General features: G+C 50.3%; 1 protein-coding gene and 1 pseudogene. One reads left to right on the plus strand and one right to left on the minus strand.

Annotation, left to right across the window (positions count from 1 at the left end; genetic code table 11):
- Positions 1–111 (plus strand): annotated as a pseudogene (locus tag SB658_RS22630) (stress protein); the annotation flags it as partial.
- 36 nt (positions 112–147) lie between these two features.
- On the opposite strand, the gene SB658_RS22635 reads toward SB658_RS22630, so the two are convergent.
- A partial coding sequence (locus SB658_RS22635; protein ID WP_410602467.1) for a hypothetical protein occupies positions 148–338 on the minus strand: 191 nt, incomplete at its 5' end.

Below are 338 nucleotides of genomic sequence, written 5' to 3' on the forward strand. Positions count from 1 at the left end.
GTGTTTGAAGACGGAAGCTTCACCAACAAAGGAGATGGCGGCTGGATCAACTGGGCCTTCAGAGGCTGGTTTGACCGCGACGGCGATCACGTCGAATTCCATCGTCCGTAATCTAAAAAAGTCCGGCGAACAGATGCCGGACTTTTTTTATTCATCTCCGTCAAGCATGGCCGCTTCCACATCATTGATGTATTGGCGAAGCTCATGCGACATGTCGCGGGAAATTTCCCGCTCTTCGAATAATGTTTGGATTTCGTTGCGGATGGCCTGCACGGCCCGCAGTTTGATTTCGAGTTTTTGATTTTCAAAACGGCGACTCGGACTCTGTTCGTGATACG

The organism is Bacillus sp. SIMBA_008 (genome assembly GCF_046535495.1).
GTDB lineage: Bacteria > Bacillota > Bacilli > Bacillales > Bacillaceae > Bacillus > Bacillus subtilis.